This is a genomic window from Sneathiella sp., from assembly GCF_036960985.1.
Classification (GTDB): Bacteria; Pseudomonadota; Alphaproteobacteria; order Sneathiellales; family Sneathiellaceae; genus Sneathiella.
In genome coordinates, this window is record NZ_JBALWD010000011.1 from 63,758 (window position 1) to 82,603 (window position 18,846).

The window sequence follows — 18,846 nt, forward strand, 5'->3', positions numbered from 1 at the left end:
ATTAGCGCTTCCTCGACAATCGTGGGTCAAGGACATCCCGAAAACCGTCCCCCAGCAAATTAAGACCGAAAACCGCGACTGCTATTGTCAAGCCTGGGTAAATAGCTTGCATGGGATCCAGGAACATCAAGGCCTGAGCTTCGTTCAACATGCGGCCCCAGGATGGGTGCGGCGGCTGTGTGCCAAGTCCGAGATAGGAAAGGGCCGCCTCGGCAAGAATGGCAATAGCAAACAGGATTGTGGCTTGAACGATGATAATCGACAGAATATTCGGCAGGATATGCTCAAATGTGATGCGCAGCTTTCCTTTACCTGCCGCGCGTGCCGCCATCACAAATTCACGTGCCCAGATGGCGTTTGCGGACCCGCGGGTCAGGCGCGCAAAAACTGGTATATTGTAAAGACCGATGGCAAGTATCGAATTGACGCCACCCGGCCCCAATATGGCGGTCAACATTATAGCCGACAATATGGCCGGAAAAGCGAATGAGAAATCACTCATTCGCATAATGATTTCCTCTGTCCAGCCGCGCCGGGCAGAAGCAAGCAGGCCGAGATTGACACCGATCAACAGGCCGATAGAAACGGCGACAACAGCGACGACGATTGAATTCTGCGTTCCGGTCATCAACATGGAAACAATATCACGGCCAAATTGATCCGTTCCCAACCAATGATCCATAGACGGTGGCAGAAAGCGATTGCCAATTTCGATGTCATAGGCGGAACCTGGAGTCCATACCAACGACACCAAGGCACAGATCAACAGGAAACCTGTCATTATTCCGCCAATCACGAAACTTCTGCTCCGGCGGCATCGATTAAAGAGGGAAGCTGAATTATTACCACTCATATGTCATGGGCCTTTAACCGCGGGTCAATAACGGCATATAAGATGTCGACGACGAAATTTACGGTGATAACCATGGTCGCGAGCAAAAGAACAACATTTTCGACAACAATGGTATCGCGGTTGTTGATCGCTTTCAAAACCAATGATCCGAGGCCTGGAATATGAAATACATTTTCGACGACAACGGTCCCCGTCAGCAAAGTAGCAAACTGGATACCACTGACGGTAAGTACCGGAATTAGGGCATTCCGTAGCACGTGCCCCCAAAGGGTTGCCCGCTGGCTGAGCCCTTTGGCGCGCGCTGTACGTACATAATCTTCACGGAAAACTTCAAGTACCGAGGATCGGGTTATTCGGGCCAATATGGCGCCGACGACAGTCGCTAAAGCCAGCGCCGGTAAGAGTAACGACTTCAAGCTTTTGAAGATCCCTTCATCCCACCCCGGAAAGCCTCCAGCCGGAAACCAGTTGAGCTGGATCGAGAAATACAGGATCAATAGGATTGCCAACCAGAAATTAGGCACTGAAATTCCCAATTGACTGAAGCCCATCAAGGTAACGTCCTGGATTTTGTTGTGGTTCGCTGCTGCGTACAGGCCGATGACAAGAGCTAGAACAATGCTGAAAAACATGGCCATGATGGCGAGTGGTATGGTGATCCAGAGCGAATATTCCACCAACTCCCAGACAGGCACTTTGTAGGCATAACTAGTGCCCATTTCTCCTTGAAAGAGACCGGTCACCCATTCCCAATATCTAACCGGCGCCGGTCGATCGAGTCCCAATTCCCGCGTCAAGGCTGCGACCATTTCGTCCGTCGCATCTATACCCAGGATTACGAGCGCAGGGTCGCCTGGTAATATTTCCATTACCAGAAAAATGACCATGGATGCGCCAATCAAAGTTGCTATGAAGGTCAGGAAGCGCTTCGCGAAAAAAATACTCATATTTTGTTTATGCCGGCCAAGGAGAAATGATGCTCAAGTCGGTTATTATTATTGTCAGCGTATCGACAGATACGGCGCTGGTCAATGCTCGATAACGTCCTGCGGTAGTAGCCTGCGGTCAAGTGCCGCAGGCTAATTTTAAGCCTTGTGATTAGAAACCGGCGCGACTAAACATAGGGACACACGCATTCTGCGGGTATTCTCTGACGCGCGGACATTATCCGGTGCGGTGATGTGAGGGTAGTTTATGAACAAGATTTTTGCCTATTGTATTGCGTTTTTCGTTCTCACTAGTGTGCTTGTCATAGGCCTCTGGTCCACTGGCATGCTAAATGTCGGACCATCGGCTAATAAGGGCTCATCGATAATTTCCGGTGCACCTCAGATCGGCGGTAGTTTTGCGTTGATTAATCAAAAAGGCGAGCCGGTCACAGACAAGGATTTCCAGGATAAACTGATGCTGGTCTTTTTTGGGTACACGTTTTGCCCGGATGTCTGTCCGACGGAAGCACAGACTATTTCCGTCGCAATGGAAGAGTTGGGCGATGCCGCGGCCGATGTCGTACCGGTCTTTGTAACAGTTGACCCCGAGCGGGACACTGCATTGGTAATGGATGAGTTTCTCTCTTCGTTTCACCCTTCTTTCGTTGGCCTTACGGGTAGCGAAACTCAAATCAAGGACGTGATGAAAAAATATCGCGTATATGGTCAGAAAGTTGAAGATGGAGACCCAGAATATTATCTGGTTGATCACACGTCCTTCACATATCTGATGGGGCGGGACGGGGCCCTCATAACCGTATTTCGCTACGGTACGACCCCCGAAGAAATGGTTACCAAAATTAAAGAGCAACTATAAACCATCAAGGACAACACGATGAAACTTCTTAAATTGCTGTCAATATTTCTGGTCGCGCTCTTCCTGACAACAGGAATTAGCAACAGTCCATCAGAAGTTGTTGCGGCAGAGAAACACAATATTGTGGTCAAAGATGCGTGGTCACGTGCCCGACCTCCTAGTGCAAAGGTTGGGGGTGCCTTCGTAATGATTATGAATGATGGTGCAAAAGCGGACCAACTGATCGGGGTCAAGTCCCCCATCGCGAAGCGCACAGAAATTCATGAAAGCTTCATGAAAGACGGTGTGATGAGCATGGCGCCTGTCGATGACATTGTTGTTAAACCTGGTGAAAAAATAATGTTCAAGCCCGGTGGCTTACATGTCATGCTGATGGGCCTGACGCAAAATCTAACAATGGGCGAAGAATTCCCTATGACGCTGGTTTTCGAGCATGCCGGTGAAATAAAGATTATGGTTCATGTAAAAGACGCGGGTGCCATGTCAGGTGCGCATAAGCACTGAAATTTGGTGGGCTAGAAGAATGTGAGAGGCGGAGTGTATCCGCCTCTCTTTTATTTGAACTCGGCGGTCGCCGAAACCGCGAGAGCCCCATCTGGCCCGGCAACCCAGACAGTGCATTTGTCTTCGCTTTCTGCCTTGCCCGACAAGGTAAAGGGGGCAATATCAAAAATTGGATTGAAATTCCGAAAAGTGAAGGTCTTGAGAGAGCGACCCATTTTTTCTTCTGCCAATCGCATCAGCAATGTACCAAGCAAGGGGCCATGCACTACGAGGCCAGGGTAGCCTTCTTCCGCAATGCAGTATTCGCGATCATAATGAATACGGTGGCTGTTATATGTGACAGCCGAATAGCGAAACAGCATCACTGGATCTGGTTCGATGACGGTATCCCAGTCGCCATCCGTTGGTGCCAATTGCGGTTGCTTCGATCCGCTATCTGCTGTAGGTGCATCGCGAAAAACGATATCGTGCTCCTCTACGATGCACAGACCATTTTCATTTTTTACTTCATGTTCAACAGTAACGAAGACTAATTTTCCGGTACGGCCTTCTTTTGGCATGATGCTTTTGACAGTGGAGGTTTTTTCAGCTTTTTCACCAACACATAAAGGCGCATGAAAGCTAAGCCTGCTGCCCGCCCACATGCGTCTTGGTAACTCAATCGGCGGAAGGAACCCGCCTTTTGTTGCATGTCCGTCTGGTCCAAGCGTATTTTGAGCATCTGCGGGCAGAAAATACATCCAATGACCGCCCGGTTTCACAATACCTGGAGCGGGTACGGTTTCATTTAGCAAGGCAGCAACGCCGTCCAATTGATGTTGGTAAATCGTTTCAGAATGCGTGATCTGATTGCCAACCCAGTCATTTATGTTATTCATTATTTTTTTCTCTTGGTTGATTTCTTGGTGTCAGGAAGTTTAGCATAGGGGAACATCAAAATTTCGTAAATATTTGAAGCTTGTGATATGTCATGACAACACCGGAACCGGTTTCCAAGCTGATAGCAATTGATTTGAAAGACAATCCGGACGTGGAGTCGGCGGCGAAGCTGATTTTCGGCGAATCCGCCCATCATTTAGAGGCAAATTTCCTGAAATTCCGGGAAACCGGTGACCCAATGGCTTTGATGCAGATACGAATTGGGCTACGCCGGATTCGAGTTGCCATGCGAGTTTTTAAACTCATCATTCCTACTGACATCCGGACTCATTTCAATCGAGAATTCAGATATTTCGGGAATATGCTGGGCGAAGCACGAAACATGGATGTGTTTCTATATGGAATGTTATCTCCGGACATTAAAAAGAAGCAATTGCGTGATGCTTATCTGGAACTGCGGAAACAAGGCGAAAAAGTCTGGAACGGTGAACTAGAAATCATCACGAAGGAAATTGCGGGTGGTCATTTTGAGCGTGTGTTGATGGAGTTTCAGTTATGGCTCAATAGTAACTGGTCACATAAGTTGGGCAAATCAGCCCGCAAGAAAATGGCGTCGTCCGTCGCGTATTTTGCACTTGATGCGATTGAGGAAGGCAATATTGAATTGCTGAATTTAGGACCAGAAGAAGAGCATCATTCCGTTGAAGAGCTGCATGAATTGCGAAAATTTACGAAACGGTCCCGCTATCATCTGAGATTCTTTTCGTCCTTGTTTAAAGAGGGAAAAATAAACGAAGGTTTTGAAATATTGATCAAAATGCAGGATTGCCTCGGCCATATTAATGATGTGAAGGAAGGTCTGCATATCCTTGCAGACTTAAGTAGCCAGTCTGGTGCTAACTATTTTTCTGACATTCTCCTGCTCAATGCTCGAATAATAAAAACTGCGGGAAAAGAAGTAAATCGGTATCTGGATGAGTTTGATCTCTTGTGGGCGCGATACCAAGATTTCTCTTTGAGCGCTGAAGATCTCTTGATCGACGACTAACTACTTTTTTAAAAACGGTAGTGACAACATCCAGAAAACGCTTTGCTTTCTTTTTCCTTGATATTCGTCCAACCCAATTGTCATCTTGTCATGACCTTGAGACGGTGCCGCTGTATAGGTACCGAATATATAGTCCCACCAGGGCAAATTAAAACCAAAATTGTGATTATGTTCGGCGCGGATAACCGAGTGGTGCACGCGATGCATATCTGGTGTGACCATGAATAACCGCATAATCTTATCAAGGGATGGCGGTAGTCCAGCATTGGCATGATTAAACATAGCGATTGAGCTGAGTAAAATTTCGAAAATAATGACCGCGACCACTGGTGGGCCTAACGCTAACACCACAAGGAGTTTCAAAAGCATGGAAAGGATAATTTCAATCGGGTGAAAACGGGCTCCAGTCGACACATCGTAATCTACATCGGCATGGTGCATCTTGTGAAGTCGCCACAAAATGGGAAAGCGGTGGAAAATCACATGTTGCCAGTAAATGACAAAATCCTGCAAGACCACAGCTATGACAATCGCAATCGTCTCTGGCAGATGGATCATATTTAGAAGGCCCCATCCATTCTCTTTGGCGATAACCGCGAGGCCGACGGCGAGAATAGGGAATAGGATCCGAAGTAAAAAAGTATTAAAAAAGGTAATGCCGAAATTATTTGTCCATCGCCAAATTTTAGAAACAGAAGGCGGGCGTTTTGGCGCAAGCGTTTCCCAAAGTCCTACGGCAACTAGCGTTCCGATAAAGAAGCTTAGTCGAATAACCGGTTCATTAGTGGTAATAAAATCGAACATATTGTAATAGGGTCATCCATGGATATGGCTTCGGGTATTGCTTATAAATAGGATAGTTTGTGTGATTAATCATGGATTTTCTTGAAAATGGCGGAAACGTGAACGACGTGCGGATTGTACTGGCCCATAGCGCCGGCGCACCGATGGATAGTTTGTTTATGAATTTTTATGCCGGCTTTCTGAAGACCAGAGGCTTTAGGGTTTACCGTTTTGAGTTTCCCTATATGCAAAGAAGGCGAGAAGAGGGCGGGAGACGGCCTCCGGACCGGCAGCCCGTGCTACTGGATTACTGGAGAACCGTCGTTGCAGATTTGGGCGACCCTGAAAGCCTGATCATTGGCGGCAAATCAATGGGCGGGCGCATGGCTTCAATGGTCGCAGATGAGTTATGTGTTAGAGGACTTGTTTGTCTTGGCTATCCCTTTTATGCCGCGAAGAAAGAAGAAAAACCTAGAACCCAGCATCTCGTGAATCTGAAAACTCCGACGTTAATCCTCCAGGGAAGTCGGGATGTCATGGGTAGTCGCGAAATTGTCTCAAAATATCAGCTGTCTCCAAACATTCTTGTTCGGTGGCTTGAAGACGGCGACCATAGTTTTAAGCCACGGATAAAATCCGGGCGGACTGAGGAAGAGAACTGGAGTGAAGGCGCAGAAAGCATAGTCGAATTTTCGTACTCACTACGCGAAGGCTAAGGTGCAATTACACCGTCGTTATGGCTTCTTGGCCAGCCCCGACGCCTCCGACGTGCCGAATGTCCTGACTTATGGCTTCCAGAAGAGGTAATGCTCTTGCAAAATCTTCTGCACTACCGCCCGCTCGAATTGTTAAATTTCCGCCAAGGGCTTCTAGTTCGGATCCCAGTGCGGGAGCATCCAATCAGGAAGCTCCTTTCTCTTCGACTTGTGTTGCGAGTTGTCTGGTCGTGGCAGCCGATGTCTGGCCGAGATCGATAATCAAAGCACCTGGAGCGAGTTTGGCGAGAAGGCCGTCGTCATCCGTCAGGAATGCGTCAATTAGAGATTGCCTGGATAGCATCAATACAATTATTCCATCTTTGATTTTGCTATTAATTTCATCCGGTGTTCTGCATAAATCGATGGCATCCCGCGCCATTTTGTAGCGAAGCGCTGGCGATCTGCTTGTTGCGTGGATTACCGCTCCCTGCTCCTTTAATCGCCGAAGCACCGGGCGGCCAACATCGCCTAAGCCCAAGAAACCAACTGGTATATCCTGAATTTTTCCCAAACTTCGTCCCTTATTCTTTTTCCTTTTTAAAAGAATATTATAGGAAGCGTGCCATTTGGCAAATGCCTGTTAGTGCAGGATACGACCTTAGAGGCGTGTAAAGCGTACCGCAGCACCACGTTCGATAGCCGCTGCCGTCAAGCGATCAACATCAAGACCATGGCGTAGCATTTCGAGCATACGAAGTTCTTCTTGGCTGAGCTGGCCGTCACATACGGCAATATCACAAGCTAAGGCATACGCCGTATCATAAAGTTTTTTAGGCAGGACGGCCCGGATTTTTGCGATGATATCCTCAAGCGCCTGATCTCCATTGAGCATTTCCACACAAGATGTTGCATCATCTGGTAGATGCTCTTCTTCATATTCAGAAAACATCGGTAGGGTGCGGACAATTTCTCCAATGGTGAAAAGTTCACGGTCTGTCATTTCCTGGTCGGAGGCAGAAACGATAACCATGGTGGTAATCAAGGCAGTATGCATGTTGAGAGTCGTCATACGACAGTATCTCCGGTTCTAGAATAAATTACTCTGTCAGGATATGGGGTTCACCAAGGTTTATCCAATGATATTTTTATTTAATGCCTGTTCTTTTTCCGCGATAAAATTTCTAGTCAATGCAATGGCGTCTTTTAGGCCTAATCGTTGAATTTCAACTTCTGGCGGAAATGCGGAGATAAGCCGCGACGGCATCATACTATCGAGAAGGATAAAAACACCGAAATCATCTTCTCGACGAAGCAATCGACCGTATGCTTGCTTAAGTTTAAGGCGTGTGAGTTTGTCATCATACCGGCTGCCTCCAAAAGCTTTCTTTCGCGCTTTGTGTTTTAAATCCGGACGGGGCCATGGCATGCGATCAAATACAATGAGGCGGAGTGATCGGCCCGGAACATCAACACCATCCCGTACAGCATCCGTGCCAAGCAGAACCGAATTTTCTTCTTCGCGAAAAATGTCTACGAGTGTCGAGGTGTCCAAAGCGTCTTGGTGTTGGGCGTAAAGATCCAGTCCGGCCGCGGCAAGAGGGCCACGAATATTCTCATGGACGGCTCGCAGTCGCCATATGGCTGTAAAGAGACCAAGCGCACCCCCACCTGAGGCAAGACAAAGCTCGCGATAAGCCGACGAGACTTCCTTCATGTGATCTCTGCGAACATCCGTTACGACAATTACTTTTGTTTGCTTGGCAAAATCGAACGGCGACGGTAAATGTACGCGTGCTGGAGGTAACACGAGATGATGCGTCCCTGTTCGCATATCCGCAGATTGCCAACTTTCTGCATCTTCAAAGTTATCCCGTAAAGTTGCAGATGTAATGACGACGCCATGAGATGGCTTTAAGATTGCTTCGGCAAATGGTTCTGTCGGATCGATATAACTGCGGTAGTATCCCAAGTCGAGATCACGGCCGCCAATCCGGTCTATTGCCAACCAATCGACGAATTTTTCAGGTGTTGTGTCTTCGAGGCCTTTCAATACTGCGCGCCAGGGCATTATGGAAAGATTGTTCCTTCGTGAAATACCTTGAACGGCGGCATCAATACGGTGGCGGGTGGCAGTTTCGAGCTCCTCCGCTTCTTCATCCAGCTTTTTCAAAAGTATTTTTGCCAGCGTCGTGAGCGGTGTTGAAAGAGCCTTCAGGGCGCCATCAAGGCGCTGGGCAGACGGTATAATTTCCGGCGTAAACTCTTCTGCTGGGCATTCAACAGAATAAGGACTATCTGGTTGGCCGCATCTCGCTAGTACCTGCCCACGGATATGCACCAGGAATTCTTCCATTGCGCCATTTGGGGTGCCCTCGCGAACGCGGCTCATCCATCCGTCAGACGGCAGTTTTCGTGCGGCTTGGATGGCCTGTTGCAATGCTTCCTGACCCTCTTCATCCTCTCCGATCAGATCCGATAGACGATTTTCTAGACCGCGCATGCGGTTTTTACGGCCGGTATCACTGCCCGCCACCCAGCGGCGTAGCTCAGCTGTTTCTTGTCCTGTAAGATGGGCGGCGAACGCGCTGTCAGCGGCATCAAAAAGATGATGTCCTTCATCGAAGACGTATCGTTTAGGCAAATTTGGATCGTCCGGGCGGGTCGCCGCATTGATCATGACGAGAGCGTGATTGGCAATGACAATGTCTGCCTTACGGGCTTTGCGTGTTGATTTTTCGATAAAGCATTTTCGATAGTGAGAACAAGCAGAATATATGCACTCGCCGCGGCGATCCGCCAATCTTGTAATACGTGATCTCCCCTCCAATTCCATCAACCAACTGGGGAAATCTCCGCCAACCATGTCGCCATCTCTGGTCGCACCAACCCATCGGGCGACAAGCCCAAGAGAAATTTGTTCTGATTTTTGCGCAGCGCCACCTTGCAGCGCTTCTTCAAAATTGAGTAAGCACAGATAGTTTTCGCGACCTTTCCGAACAACAACTTTTTGAGCTTTTTCTTCAGATATGGGGTAAAGACGATCTAGCTCATCATCGATTTGTCGTTGTAAATTCTTAGTGTAAGTTGATATCCAGACAGCGACTCCGTTTTTTTCCGCCCAAATGCTAGCAGGGGAGATATAGCCGAGCGTTTTCCCCGTTCCTGTTCCAGCTTCAGCCAACACAATGTTCGGTGCGTCTGCTTGGTTGCGGGGGACAAAGGCGTGGGAGGTCATTGCACTAAAATCCGCCTGTTGGGGACGTGCTTCTGCGTTGTCTCCCAACAATTCCTTTAAACGCGCTCGCGCTTCAAACTCGCTTACTGCAATATCGTCAGCGGGGGACTCGGGGGCGAAATCGGGCCATTCCTGCAGATTGCTCCATGCATCCAGACCTCCAAATCTAGTTTTATTTTCTGGTAAACCAACGGCACTTAAAACAGAAGGCGCCCAATTCCAGCCGGCCTGGCCCATAACCATGGCCACGGCTGCTGCTGATTTCCTTTTTTTTCCAGTTAAACCGGTTAAATTATTTAGAAGAATATTCATGGCTTCGAATAACGCGAGGGCCTGCTCTTCTGGGTCCGCTGAAGGGATCAAACCAACCGCTTTCGCTAGCCCTCTCGCTGTGGGTAGGCATGTTTCGGCAGGGTGGATGAAAGCATAAAGTTCGAGCAAATCGAAAGCCGGAAAGGGATTGATCCCCAAGCGCCTGGCAATATTGAGCCGATGCACGACAAGGGGGGGCATTTTGTTGACGCGAACGGCCGCCTCGCGGAGATTTGTAGTCTCTATTTCTCCTTCTGCAGATAGCCAAATTGCCTGATTTCCGCTGGCAACCAAAACCGGAACATCAGGAAGCCGAACTTCTCTGTTAGGAGTATTTATTTCTGTATTTCGGTCCATTGTTTCCTGTTAGCCATACTTTTTCAGCGGCGGTCGTTGACGCGATCCATTTGTACGCCTACATTCCGCGCGATTCAAACACTGCGTTTTCTTGGAGATACTCATGTCATCTGACGCCGAAATTGCACTATCAAGCAACTCCTGGGCATTTGTCGAGGCAAAAAAGCTTGTGGACCGTTATGCAAAGGGTGCCCCGGAAAAAGGCTACGTGTTGTTTGAAACAGGCTATGGTCCTTCTGGTTTGCCGCACTTAGGAACGTTTGGTGAAGTAGCACGAACTTCCATGGTACGTCATGCTTTCAGTATTCTTTCGGATATTCCAACTCGGCTGATCGCCTTTTCCGACGATATGGATGGGTTACGTAAAGTTCCGGAAAATGTTCCCAATCAGGATTTGCTGACTGAGAATCTCAATAAGCCGCTGACGGTTGTACCAGACCCGTTCGGTACCCATAACAGTTTTGGCGAGCATAATAATGCGCGCCTCCAGGTGTTCCTCGATCAGTTTGGCTTTGTGTATGAATTTCGCTCATCAACTGACTGTTATAAATCAGGCCTGTTCGATGAAACACTGATGTTAGTACTGGAGAATTATGAGGCCATTATCAATGTAATCCTTCCAACTTTGGGTCCCGAGCGGCGAGCGACATATTCGCCATTTTTGCCAATTTGCCCGCGAACAGGCATCGTTCTTCAAGAACCGATTATCTCTCGTGATGAAGTTGCAGGAACCGTTACATACAAAGACCCTGAGACTGCTGAAATGATAACTGTTCCCGTGACAGGTGGCCATTGTAAGCTCCAGTGGAAAGTAGATTGGGCCATGCGCTGGCACGCACTAGATGTAGATTACGAAATGGCCGGTAAGGACTTGATCGACAGTGTGACATTGTCCAGTAAGATCGTCCACATTTTAGGGAAACGACCGCCTGAAGGTTTCAACTACGAGCTTTTCTTGGATCAAGACGGCAAAAAGATATCTAAATCCAAAGGGAACGGCATCACTATTGAAGAGTGGCTTAAATATGCTTCACCTGAAAGTCTGTCGCTGTATATGTATCAGAATCCAAAGAAAGCAAAGCGACTGCATTTCGATGTGATTCCGAAAGCTGTGGATGAATATTTTACTTTTCTTGCAAAATATCCGGAACAGGAAGCCAAGCAACAATACGCTAATCCGGTTTGGCATATCCACGAAGGTCATCCACCAAGCGAAGGGCTGCCCTTAACTTTCGGTATTCTTTTGAACCTGGCGGCTGTCGTCAATGCGGATGACTCATCTGTTTTATGGGGTTTTATTTCGCGCTATGCGGAAGGAGCGACAGCTGAAACTAATCCTGAGCTGGATAAACTGGTGGGTTACGCGATCGACTATTACAGAGATTTTGTTAAGCCTACGAAACAATACAGGATGCCAACAGATAAGGAGCGGGCGGCACTAGTGCAACTTGTTGCTCTCCTTAAAGAGCTGCCGGCAGAAGCTGAGGCAAGTGAAATTCAGAATCAGGTTTTTCAAGTTGGTAATGATAACGCTTTTGAAAATTTACGAGATTGGTTCAAAGCCCTTTACGAAACGTTACTTGGTCAAAGCCAGGGACCGCGCATGGGATCTTTTATAGCCTTATATGGCGTACAGGAAACAATTTTGCTCATCGATCGGGTATTGGCCGGCGAGGATCTTGGGGCCTTATAGTTGGTAATACGGGCGGCTTGAGGCTAGAGAATCTGATTCTCGCGGGAGAAGTCCATATACATGTCGCGGAGTTTGCGGCTTACTGGTCCGGGTTGGAATTCCGTGTCGTCGACGCGTGTTACCGGCAGAACCTTTCCAAAATTTCCGCTATTGAATACTTCATCGGCCGTGAGAACGTCTTCCTTGGTCATATGGGTTTCTTGAACTTCTATCCCGGCCCGTTCGGCAAGTTTCTTAACTCGACTACGGGTAATTCCGGCGAGGAAACATCCGTTTTCCGCAGGAGTGAAAGCCACGCCATCTTTCACTGTCCATAAGTTAGATGTGGCAAACTCCGCCACATTGTTATTGGAATCCATCAAGATTGCATTATCAAATCCGGCGCGATTAGCTTCCACCAGTGCTCGACCTGAATTGGGATAGAGGCATGAAGCTTTCGCGTCCGTCGGCGCCATGTCGTTGGCAGGCCGTCTCAATCGAGAAAAATGTGCAGTGAACCCATGAGCTTCCGGCATAGGGGTATCATAAACCGCCAAGATGAATTCTGCGGAATCTGGGTCGGGATCTATGAATCCGCCGCGCGCGAAATACATCGGGCGAATATAGAGTTCTGATTCTTTAGGAAGCTTTCTAATTGCTTGTATGCACAGATCCAGGACTTCACCGTCTTCCATTGTCGGATTGTACCCCAAGGCTAAAGCAGATCGGGCAAGTCGCGCACAGTGCAAGTCCAAGTCAGGGGCCATGCCTTGATAGGAGCGAGCGCCATCAAAGACTGTTGATGCCATCCAGAAGGAATGATCCGTTGGTCCTAGAACCTTTGGGCACTCATCGTGCCAATCCCCGTTGTGAAAATATACGCCTGCCATTGCCAACATTCCTCCTAAGATGAGCCATCCTATCTATCAGATAAGCAATATACGGGGCAAGTCTTGTGCAAATGGCGGTCTTAAAAAGATCTTGATTTTGCTGTTCATATCTTCAGGCATCCTGTAGTTTCGCAGAAATTTTAACGGACAAAAGCAAGATGACAACTATCTATCATATGGCCGACAAAGACAGTTGGAACCGGGCGATCGCTGGCGGCTTATACCGGGGTACTGAGAATGACGTGAACGATGGCTTTATTCATTTTTCTACAAAAGATACTGTTGTCGAAAGTGCTGCGAAGCACAGAACCGGTGTCGAGAACCTTTTGCTTTTGTCAGTCGAGTCGGATGAAATGGGTGAGGCACTGGTCTGGGAGCCCGCTCGTGCAGGCGTGCTCTTCCCGCATTTGTATGGCGCCCTCGATCCGACGAAGGTAATTTCTGCCGTAGAACTTCTCCTTGGCGCAGATAATTTGCATGTTTTTCCAGAATTGGTCTGAGAAGAATGTCTCTTTTATACCGTCTTGCAAAGCCTTTGTTCTTCTCCCTTGACGCAGAAAATGCCCATAATCTTTCGATCAAAATACTCAAATCTGGCCTAGTTCCCGGTGCGCCGACGCTTCGCGACCCTATCTTGCGTTCAAAGGTATTTGGCCTCGATTTTCCAACACCCATAGGACTTTCTGCCGGGTATGATAAAAACGCCGCCGTTCTGGATCCACTTGCTCGATTGGGGTTTGGATTTGTAGAAGCGGGCAGCGTTACACCGCAACCGCAAGCTGGAAATCCTAAGCCTAGAATATTTCGGTTGGAATCAGATAATGCGATCATTAATCGATTTGGATTCAATAGCCAGGGATTAATGGTCGCCGCTGGGAACTTCGCAAAACGCAGCAGCACCGGCATTGTCGGCGCAAACCTTGGAGCCAATAAAGACAGCCCCGATCGTATAGATGATTATGTTCAGGGATTGCAAAAATTGGCTCCTCTGGTTGACTATATAACCGTTAATATCTCTTCTCCTAATACTCCGGGTTTGCGGACACTGCATGGAAAGCAGGAGCTTGACGATTTACTTGGCCGTCTTCATGAAACTCGGGCGGAAATGGTTTCATCCGATCTTCGTTCTATTCCGATTTTACTGAAAATAGCACCTGACCTGACAGACGATGACAAATCAGATATTGCGGCCGCTTCCCTTGAATTCTCTCTTGATGGCCTAATAATTAGTAATACCACGATTAGCCGACCGCCGGGTTTGCAAGGAAAACATCTGACGGAAGTTGGAGGTTTAAGTGGCGCCCCTCTTAAATCTTTATCTTTGTCTGTTTTGAAAGATATGTACAAGGCGACAAGCGGGGCTATACCGCTAATCGGAGTAGGCGGGATTGAGACGGCGGATGATGCGTTGGCGCGGCTAAAAGCTGGGGCGTCATTGTTGCAGCTATACACTGCCATGGTATATCGTGGGCCATATATCGCCCATGAAATAAATCAGGAACTTGCGGCGTTACTACGAAAGCAGAATTATTCGTCAATTGCGGACTGCATTGGTGTGGATACACCGCTTTAGTGCCCGTTGGGTGCAAATTTATCGCCTCATTCTAGTCGATAATAATAAAAACCTCTCTTAATAGATTATTGAAAAGATTCGAAAAGTTGGCCGGAAAGATGGCCCGTAAGCGTGTCAATTTCCGTCTTGTTTTTGGCAGCAGAACTAAAAGTATATATTTCAATAAGTTAAAGCGATCATTTTTGAATTAAACTATGAAAGTGATAATGACTTGCAAAAACTATTGTTCCGTATTAAACAGTCTGCATATTAAGAATGGTTTGCATTATCAATTAAGGAAACAAGATGCGCTTTACAACTTCCATGCTGTCGGCCTGTGCGGCTCTTACCTTTATTTCCACTACTGCACCCGCATTGTCGGATGAAGTTAATTTATATTCTTATCGTCAGGAAAGTCTCATTCGCCCAATCCTTGATGAATTTGAAAAAGAAACAGGAACTAAAGTAAATGTCGTTTTTGCGAAAAAAGGTATGTTGGAAAGACTAAAAGCGGAAGGCATGAATAGTCCGGCAGATGTTGTTTTGACCGTTGATATCAGTAGGCTTGCGGCGCATAAGAACGCAGGTGTATTGCAACCGGTGACATCAGAGAAGCTGGAGAATAATATTCCGTCGCAATATAGAGATCCAAATGGCCACTGGTATGGCCTATCCGCTCGAAGCAGAGTGTTTTTTCATTCGAAAAACCGGGTTAAGCCTGAAGAACTATCCACTTATGAAGATTTAGCTGATCCGAAATGGAAAGGACGTATTTGCGTAAGGTCGTCGAACAATGTTTATAATCAATCTCTTTTGGCTTCAATTATCGTTCACCAAGGCGCAGAGGCAGCCGAGAAGTGGGCGCAAGGCGTAAAGGATAATCTTGCTAGAAAACCGCAAGGTGGTGACCGGGATCAAATTAAAGCGGTTGCAGCAGGCGAATGTGATATTGCCATCGGTAATACCTATTATTATGGCAAGATGCAGAATGCGAAGGATCAAGAACAAAGAGACGCCGTTGAGAAAGTCGCATTATTTTGGCCTAACCAGGCTGATCGGGGTGCTCATATCAATATCTCTGGTGCCGCCGTTACAAAATCTGCCAAAAACAAGGAATCCGCTATCAAGTTGATCGAATTCCTTTCAGACGACAAAGCGCAAGCTTTTTACGCATCTTCAAACTATGAATTCCCCGTCAAAGATGGTGTTGAAATTGATGAGACAGTTCAGGGATGGGGAAACTTTAAGGCGGATGAAGTTAGCCTTGATAAAGTTGCCGAAGCCCAGATTGAAGCCGTAAAAATATTTGATAGGGTCGGTTGGCGTTAGCATATATTGCCAGACATAAAAAAGGGGCCGTTCGGCCCCTTTTTTATTGTCTTGATTAGAAGAGCCAAGATTTCTACTGTTGGAAAGCTTGGTTCAGAGCATCAACACCTTCATCGATACAAACGGTTGCCTGATCGAGAACGCCTCCTAGATTAATAAATCCGTGGAACATACCGCCATAGTCAGTATGCTTGGCCTTGCTTCCTTCTGCATTCATGCGTGCCGCATATGCTATTCCCTCATCTTTTAAGGGATCAAAGCCGGCGGTTTGTATTAAGGCTGGCGGCAGGCCAGCGAGACTAGCTGCGCACAACGGTGAAGCGCGCCAGTCTGATAAATCATCGAAACCCATTAGATAGTGTTTTTGAAAATAGACCATAAGCGTATTTGTGAGGAAATAGCCTTCGGCAAAACTTTTGTGGGAATCCGTAGCCATTGTCATATTTGTCGCAGGATAAATTAGCCATTGAAATTTTGGCAAATAGGAATTCTCTTTGAGTGCGTTTAAGCAAACAACGGCTGACAAATTTCCACCCGCGCTATCACCACCTACAGCAATATTCGCCAGGTCTCCCTGATATTTGGCAATATTTTCCGCCGTCCAGTTTAAGGCCGCCACTGCATCAATGACAGCCGCCGGAAAGGGCGCTTCAGGTCCCATGCGATAATCAACGGAAATCACGACAAATGGGCCTTTGTTTGCGACTGTGCGACAAAGTGCATCATGGGTATCAATATTGCCCACGACCCATCCACCGCCATGATAATAAACGAGAACCGGCAACGGACCGTCTATACCGACCGGATGATAAATTCGAATTGGTATATCGCCAAGCGGGCCAGGGATATTCAGATCAAATGTTTCTCCAATTTCGACATCCTTAAACGTTAATGTGGTTGCACGTTCACTATAATCCACTTTAGCTGCTTCAGGTGAGAGTTGGTCTAAAGTAGGTAAGCCCTTATCCTTCGCAATATCCAGGACCCATTTTGCTTGTGGATCGAGAGTCATTTTTGATTTCCTTTTTTTATTGTTTTAGTTTTTTCTCGACAAAATTTAGTCGGTCTTGACCCCAGAAGACCTCCTCCTCAATTATGTACGACGGAGCACCGAAAGCACCCCTTTTGATCGCAGTTTCCGTATTGGCATCATATTCGAGTGAAAGATCAGGATCTTTACTATCGTCAAATAATTTCTGGCCATCCATTCCCGAACTATCTGCTATTTCAATTGCGGTCGTTGCGTCAGCGATATTTTTCTCTTCGACCCAGACGGCACGTAAGAAATTTCCGCCGAGAGAGACGGCATCCAAACCCTGTTGTTTCGCTGCCATGACCATTAACGCCGCTATTTGATCAGAGGCTGGGAAAAATTTTGGATGAATATGAATTGGCAGATCTAATTCTTTTTTCCAACGGACAAGCTCCTGTAAACGATAGTCCTGCCGTTGTTGACTGCGCTTTGCCAATGGTAAACCGCCGGTTTCACTAAAAACACGGCCAAAATTTACGGGAAGAATATTGATTGCCGCATCAGTTTCTGCAGCAATTTTTACAAGTCGATCATGTCCCATAAAAGTCCACGGAGAAACCAGCGTCACATAGTAGTCGATTGTTTTCGTCACTGAACCATCCATCTGAGTTAATCAGGCGCCCGGTGCAGTTTACGGGTTAATATATTCGCTTGGGAAGCAGTTTTTCCATTAACTCTTCTAAGGTTAAATCATCATCCCATTCATATACATGAGCAATTCGGTCAATTAGGCGTTGCTGGAGGTTGTCCATATCCGCACGCGGATGATAGTGCCTTGCATTTCGCTGTTCTTCTAACGTAGTTCGAAAGGCCTCATACAGGTAATTCGGCATTTCAGCGCGATCATATAATCGTCTGAACCCAAGGTAACCCCGGCCAGAGGTCAGAGAGTTCACTCGTTTTTTCGAAATTCCCGAGGCCTCTGCAAGAGCAGAGAGGAAGAAAGACTGATTCCCGGATATCAAGGAGCGTAACATCAGTGTTGCTGTAAGGCGGCCCTCTTTTTGCAAAGATAATGAAGCCTTTTTTTGTTCGTAATCTGTCATTCTCCGGCTTAGGCTTTTCGCTAAAACGCGCTCGCGTGCATTGAGTATCATACGAGCCGATAGAGCATCCGAAAGATGGTCCCCATCCATCAACTCTTTTTTATAGTCTTCAGAGATGAATTCGTAGAGCCGCGCCACCGTATCTTTCGGCAAATTGGACCGTCGCACCAATAATTCTTGAATGATGTCTTCATTACCGAACCGTCGCAAGATATGCTGATAACCTTCCATACCAATAATGGCAGCCTGGTTTTCGAGGCAGGCTTCGACCGCCTCGTAGCACCCCTGCAGCGCAATTTGATCCGTAACTAACAAATCAACTTCTGAGCGGTCGGCAATAGCTATTTGCTTGGCATCATTTGCTGTTTCCAGAATCTCCAGTAAATCACCGTCGGTCAATAATGTAGATGACGCGATCATTGGTAAAGAGACCGCATCAATATCCTGTGCGAGTTTGTGTGCGACCTCATGGCTCAGGAAATCGCATTCTTTCAGTTCCTCGGAAAGGGCCGCGCGGACAGCGGCGTCGATATCAAGGAGGAGGTAATTGATAATTGCGTCAGCCAGAGCAAGATCATCGCGTGACATCGAGATCGACGCATAGTCATGGGCAACCGTGTGGGCGGTTTTAATACGGGTTTTAACCGGCATGTCTGCAAACATGCGCGCGATTGGTCCGCCAGCAATTGATGGTTCAAGCAGCATTCAGGACATCTTGCATAATAAAAAGTGTCCTATTTTATCGTCTCGGACCTGAAGTTTTTATTAATACTAGAGTTAAGGCAAGATTCTTAGGCATAAGCATTTGAAATCCATACAAAATTTATATGGCTCTAGAGATATTGATTG

At 47.2% G+C, this 18,846-nt stretch carries 18 protein-coding genes and 1 pseudogene; 8 read left to right on the forward strand and 11 right to left on the reverse strand.

The features are described from left to right. Nucleotide 1: 1 nt before the first annotated feature. Nucleotides 2-853, reverse strand: a complete 852-nt coding sequence (locus V7723_RS08645; RefSeq protein WP_335684057.1) for an ABC transporter permease — start codon at nucleotides 851-853, stop codon at nucleotides 2-4. Beyond that, nucleotides 850-1,800 (reverse strand): ABC transporter permease, encoded by a 951-nt coding sequence (locus V7723_RS08650; RefSeq protein ID WP_335684058.1) that lies wholly within the window; start codon nucleotides 1,798-1,800, stop codon nucleotides 850-852. Before V7723_RS08650 ends, V7723_RS08645 begins: the two co-directional genes overlap by 4 nt. A gap of 247 nt (nucleotides 1,801-2,047) precedes the next feature. Between V7723_RS08650 and V7723_RS08655 the strand changes: the two genes are divergently transcribed. Together V7723_RS08655 and V7723_RS08660 are read left to right on the forward strand one after the other, a co-directional pair. After that, on the forward strand, nucleotides 2,048-2,659 hold the full coding sequence (locus V7723_RS08655) for an SCO family protein (protein WP_335684059.1): 612 nt from the start codon (nucleotides 2,048-2,050) through the stop codon (nucleotides 2,657-2,659). Nucleotides 2,660-2,677: 18 nt separating this feature from the next. Then, nucleotides 2,678-3,163, forward strand: coding sequence for a copper chaperone PCu(A)C (locus tag V7723_RS08660; RefSeq protein WP_335684060.1), 486 nt, complete (start codon nucleotides 2,678-2,680; stop codon nucleotides 3,161-3,163). 50 nt (nucleotides 3,164-3,213) lie between these two features. Here the strand turns inward: V7723_RS08660 and V7723_RS08665 are convergent, their stop codons facing one another. Continuing rightward, a complete protein-coding gene (locus V7723_RS08665; protein WP_335684061.1) occupies nucleotides 3,214-4,041 on the reverse strand; it encodes an FAS1-like dehydratase domain-containing protein in 828 nt (275 codons plus the stop codon). Between the two features lie 92 nt (nucleotides 4,042-4,133). On the opposite strand from V7723_RS08665, the gene V7723_RS08670 reads away from it, so the two are divergent. After that, nucleotides 4,134-5,090: a CHAD domain-containing protein gene (locus V7723_RS08670; protein WP_335684062.1), complete on the forward strand. Its 957-nt coding sequence runs from the start codon at nucleotides 4,134-4,136 to the stop codon at nucleotides 5,088-5,090. Here the strand turns inward: V7723_RS08670 and V7723_RS08675 are convergent, their stop codons facing one another. Further along, the gene (locus tag V7723_RS08675; RefSeq protein WP_335684063.1) at nucleotides 5,091-5,894 is read right to left on the reverse strand and encodes a sterol desaturase family protein; all 804 of its coding nucleotides are present in this window, start codon (nucleotides 5,892-5,894) and stop codon (nucleotides 5,091-5,093) included. A gap of 71 nt (nucleotides 5,895-5,965) precedes the next feature. On the opposite strand from V7723_RS08675, the gene V7723_RS08680 reads away from it, so the two are divergent. Continuing rightward, nucleotides 5,966-6,589 (forward strand): alpha/beta family hydrolase, encoded by a 624-nt coding sequence (locus V7723_RS08680; protein WP_335684064.1) that lies wholly within the window; start codon nucleotides 5,966-5,968, stop codon nucleotides 6,587-6,589. Between the two features lie 7 nt (nucleotides 6,590-6,596). Here V7723_RS08680 and V7723_RS08685 read toward each other — a convergent pair. The 3 genes and pseudogenes from V7723_RS08685 to V7723_RS08695 form a co-directional block, all read right to left on the reverse strand. After that, nucleotides 6,597-7,142, reverse strand: a pseudogene (locus tag V7723_RS08685) (NAD(P)-binding domain-containing protein). Between the two features lie 87 nt (nucleotides 7,143-7,229). Next, complete coding sequence (locus tag V7723_RS08690; protein WP_335684065.1) at nucleotides 7,230-7,640, reverse strand: tellurite resistance TerB family protein; 411 nt, start codon at nucleotides 7,638-7,640, stop codon at nucleotides 7,230-7,232. 60 nt (nucleotides 7,641-7,700) lie between these two features. Beyond that, entirely contained in the window at nucleotides 7,701-10,475 is a 2,775-nt protein-coding gene (locus V7723_RS08695; protein WP_335684066.1) for an ATP-dependent DNA helicase, read from the reverse strand. Between the two features lie 103 nt (nucleotides 10,476-10,578). Here V7723_RS08695 and V7723_RS08700 point away from each other — a divergent pair, with 103 nt between their 5' ends. After that, entirely contained in the window at nucleotides 10,579-12,168 is a 1,590-nt protein-coding gene (locus V7723_RS08700) for a lysine--tRNA ligase (RefSeq protein WP_335684067.1), read from the forward strand. 23 nt (nucleotides 12,169-12,191) lie between these two features. Here the strand turns inward: V7723_RS08700 and V7723_RS08705 are convergent, their stop codons facing one another. Beyond that, nucleotides 12,192-13,037, reverse strand: a complete 846-nt coding sequence (locus V7723_RS08705; RefSeq protein WP_335684068.1) for a branched-chain amino acid aminotransferase — start codon at nucleotides 13,035-13,037, stop codon at nucleotides 12,192-12,194. Nucleotides 13,038-13,195: 158 nt separating this feature from the next. On the opposite strand from V7723_RS08705, the gene V7723_RS08710 reads away from it, so the two are divergent. The 3 genes from V7723_RS08710 (at nucleotide 13,196) to V7723_RS08720 (ending at nucleotide 15,918) form a co-directional block, all read left to right on the forward strand. Continuing rightward, nucleotides 13,196-13,537 carry a DUF952 domain-containing protein gene (locus tag V7723_RS08710; protein WP_335684069.1) on the forward strand — a complete coding sequence of 114 codons (342 nt, stop codon included), beginning with the start codon at nucleotides 13,196-13,198 and terminating at the stop codon, nucleotides 13,535-13,537. A gap of 5 nt (nucleotides 13,538-13,542) precedes the next feature. After that, on the forward strand, nucleotides 13,543-14,610 hold the full coding sequence (locus V7723_RS08715) for a quinone-dependent dihydroorotate dehydrogenase (protein WP_335684070.1): 1,068 nt from the start codon (nucleotides 13,543-13,545) through the stop codon (nucleotides 14,608-14,610). A 285-nt stretch (nucleotides 14,611-14,895) separates the two neighbouring features. Beyond that, nucleotides 14,896-15,918 (forward strand): Fe(3+) ABC transporter substrate-binding protein, encoded by a 1,023-nt coding sequence (locus tag V7723_RS08720; protein WP_335684071.1) that lies wholly within the window; start codon nucleotides 14,896-14,898, stop codon nucleotides 15,916-15,918. Between the two features lie 73 nt (nucleotides 15,919-15,991). On the opposite strand, the gene V7723_RS08725 is transcribed toward V7723_RS08720, so the two are convergent. The 3 genes from V7723_RS08725 to V7723_RS08735 are packed head-to-tail and all read right to left on the reverse strand — an operon-like array spanning nucleotide 15,992 to nucleotide 18,702. Further along, nucleotides 15,992-16,930 (reverse strand): alpha/beta hydrolase, encoded by a 939-nt coding sequence (locus V7723_RS08725; protein ID WP_335684072.1) that lies wholly within the window; start codon nucleotides 16,928-16,930, stop codon nucleotides 15,992-15,994. Nucleotides 16,931-16,946: 16 nt separating this feature from the next. Next, on the reverse strand, nucleotides 16,947-17,543 hold the full coding sequence (locus V7723_RS08730) for a 2-hydroxychromene-2-carboxylate isomerase (RefSeq protein WP_335684073.1): 597 nt from the start codon (nucleotides 17,541-17,543) through the stop codon (nucleotides 16,947-16,949). Nucleotides 17,544-17,589: 46 nt separating this feature from the next. Further along, nucleotides 17,590-18,702, reverse strand: a complete 1,113-nt coding sequence (locus V7723_RS08735; RefSeq protein ID WP_335684074.1) for a DUF2336 domain-containing protein — start codon at nucleotides 18,700-18,702, stop codon at nucleotides 17,590-17,592. Between the last annotated feature and the right edge of the window lie 144 nt (nucleotides 18,703-18,846).